This window comes from Microvirga sp. KLBC 81 (assembly GCF_003075415.1).
Taxonomy (GTDB): domain Bacteria; phylum Pseudomonadota; class Alphaproteobacteria; order Rhizobiales; family Beijerinckiaceae; genus Microvirga.
In genome coordinates this window covers 1-2,544 of sequence record NZ_QDAH01000200.1, presented here as the reverse complement: position 1 = coordinate 2,544, position 2,544 = coordinate 1, and the positions used below count along the sequence as shown (strand labels likewise).

The window sequence follows — 2,544 nt, the reverse complement described above, 5'->3', positions numbered from 1 at the left end:
CGTAAGTGCGCATTTCAGTGCACGTCGTAAGGCGGGGTTCAGGCTGGCTGTTTTTTGCAGTTGAAGGGCAGCAGGTCCTCGATATCGGCATCGTCGGGACGCTGCGGCAGTTCGGTGAGAACGTGTCGTAACCACGCGAAGGGTTCGACGCGGCAGGCACGACAGGTCAACATCAGGCTGTAAATGGCGGCGCTGGCCTTGGCGCCATCCACGGTATCGCTGAAGAGCCAGCTCTTCCTTCCGGTGGCGAAGATTCTGATGTCACGCTCCAGAAGGTTGTTGTCGATCGGCATCCTGCCATCTTCCGTATAGCGCGTCAGATATTCCCACTGATTGAGCGTATAGGAGACGACATCGCCAAGCTTGGTGTCGGGCACGACCTTTGGAGCGATTGCGTCGAGCCACCCCTTGAGGGCGTTCAGGACCGGGACACTGTGTTTCTGGCGAAAGCGGCGCCTGTCGTCGGCCTGCGCTTCTCTATCATCTGGCTCTTCGTCCCGCACCTGCCGTTCAATCCGGTAGAGTTGGTCGAAGAACTTGAGGGCCTGTGCCGGCGGCCCGCCGGGTTTCTTCCTCGCCTTGAGGGCGTCGACAAAGCGCCGCCTGGCGTGGGCCATGCATCCGATATGCATAGCGCCTTTCAACGTGCGCCAAGCCGAGTAGCTGTCACTCATCAAGATGCCGCGATAGTCGCCAAGGAAGGTCTGCGGGTATTCCTGCCCGCGACCGGGCTGATAATCGAACAGCACGATCGGCTGCTCACTGTCCTCGCCGCTGCGATAGGCCCACATATACGAGGCGCTGGTGGCTTCCTTGTCCTTTTCCTTCAGCACCTGAACCGTGGTCTCGTCGCCATGGATGATGGCCTGGGACCGGAGCCGCGATCTCAGCGCGTCATAGATGCGCTGCAGATGCCTCTCGCTCGAACCGATCACCCAGTGGCCCAGAGCGCCACGGCTGACAGGAACCCCGGCACGCTCAAAGGCTCGTGCCAAACGATAGAGCGGCGTGCCGTCGACATATTTGTGAACGAGCGCGAAGGCCAACGTCGAGGCCGTGGCGATGCTGCCGGGCAAGGGCTGCGCGGGCATCGGCGCGATGACGATTGGCGTGCTGATCCCGGTGCGGTCGCAGTGTCGGCAAGCATATTTGAACCGCGCATTCTGCAAAACCTTCGCCTTCACCTCAATCTGCAGCTGCTCGGTCACCAGCTCGCCCATGCGATGCATCGGGTTGCTGCAGCACGGACAGACCTTCTGGTCGTCGGCAAGATCATACTCGACACGCTCGCGTGGCAGGTTTGCCGGCAGGGGCCTGCGGCCGGGTTTCTTGCCTTCCGGCTTTTTAGTGGCCGGCAATCCCGTGTCCGGAAGATCAACGGCATCCGCCTCGTCGGTGTCGGCGCTGCCCTCGTCTGCATCGGCCTCGAGGGCGGCCTGCTCGGCTTCGTTGAAGACGCGATCCATGTGCTTTTCGCTGCGTGGCGCAAAACGATGCAATTGCGCGAGCGCCAGTTCTTCCTCGAGCTTGAACACGCGCTGCGCAAGGATTTCCCTCTCAGCCTTCAGCGCGGCGATTTCGGCAGCATTGGCCGCCAAAAGCGCCATCAACTCCGCAACGGTCGGGGGCCGGTTCGATTCATCGCAGTCTTGAATCGGAAGCCTTCCCCGACGTCAACGGCCAAGTTCAGCCGACAAACTGATATTGCCACACCGGATGGCGGACCATCGCGTCGAGATCAATGCCGTCGAGCAGCCAGTGCAATTGCTCGGCGTTAAGCGACACCACCGTCTCCTGCCGCCGAGGCCAGCGGAACTTGTCTTCCGTCAGCGCCTTCAGCACCAGCACAAAGCCCGACCGATCGAAGAACAGCAACTTTATCCGGGTGCGACGGCGATTGCAGAAGGCAAACACCGCGCGCTCGAACGGGTTGAGGCCCATCGACTGCTCGACCAGGATCGCAAGGCTGTTGATCCCCGCCCGGAAGTCGATCGGATCCCGGTGAAGATAGACGCGCAGATCATCAGCCAGCCGGAACATCGCAACGTCCCAGCGCTTCGATCATCGCCGACAGAACCTGCGCATCCACATCTTCAAGCTCAAGCCGCACACCGTTCGGCAGCGGCGCCTTCACGCGGACGCATGCCGATGGCGGCCGAGCTGACGTGGTCGGCAGCCGCGCAATCAGCGCGGTCTCAACCACCGGAACGAAGGCCGACGGCGCGCAGCTACGCATAACCGGCAACGCTTTCTCGGTCGCCTTCCGGTCCTGGCGCAGCTTGACCCACTTGCGCAATTGATTGGCGTTGATCCCGTGCGCCAGCGCGAGCCCTGCAACCGACACCCCGGCTCAAGGCATGCATCGATCAACGCTCCTTCTCAACCGGATCAAACCACCGCTTCCCGTTGCGAAGAACCCTGACGACCCTCAGCTGCCCCGGAAGGTCCGCGCTATTCAATGTCATTGCGTCCACAGTCTCCATTGCGGACACAGACTCCATCACTGCTTCATCAATGAAAAGGTGCGGAGATTTGCGCGCTTAC

At 61.3% G+C, this 2,544-nt stretch carries 3 protein-coding genes; all 3 read right to left on the bottom strand.

Translation table 11 applies throughout. The annotated features are described in order from the left end of the window. Positions 1 to 38: 38 nt before the first annotated feature. The 3 genes from DC522_RS33080 to DC522_RS33070 all read right to left on the bottom strand — a co-directional run bounded on the left by DC522_RS33080 (position 39) and on the right by DC522_RS33070 (position 2,344). Positions 39 to 1,607, bottom strand: coding sequence for an IS66 family transposase (locus DC522_RS33080; RefSeq protein ID WP_116532640.1), 1,569 nt, complete (start codon positions 1,605 to 1,607; stop codon positions 39 to 41). A 79-nt stretch (positions 1,608 to 1,686) separates the two neighbouring features. Continuing rightward, complete coding sequence (tnpB, locus tag DC522_RS33075; protein WP_116532639.1) at positions 1,687 to 2,040, bottom strand: IS66 family insertion sequence element accessory protein TnpB; 354 nt, start codon at positions 2,038 to 2,040, stop codon at positions 1,687 to 1,689. Next, positions 2,024 to 2,344 (bottom strand): hypothetical protein, encoded by a 321-nt coding sequence (locus tag DC522_RS33070; protein WP_245444746.1) that lies wholly within the window; start codon positions 2,342 to 2,344, stop codon positions 2,024 to 2,026. Before DC522_RS33070 ends, tnpB begins: the two co-directional genes overlap by 17 nt. Positions 2,345 to 2,544 lie beyond the last annotated feature (200 nt).

What these genes read in the sequence shown, in the direction of transcription:
- DC522_RS33080 (WP_116532640.1), bottom strand. Translation starts at nt 1,607, where the DNA reads ATGGCGCTTTTGGCGGCCAATGCTGCCGAAATCGCCGCGCTGAAGGCT.
- tnpB (WP_116532639.1), bottom strand. Translation starts at nt 2,040, where the DNA reads ATGTTCCGGCTGGCTGATGATCTGCGCGTCTATCTTCACCGGGATCCG.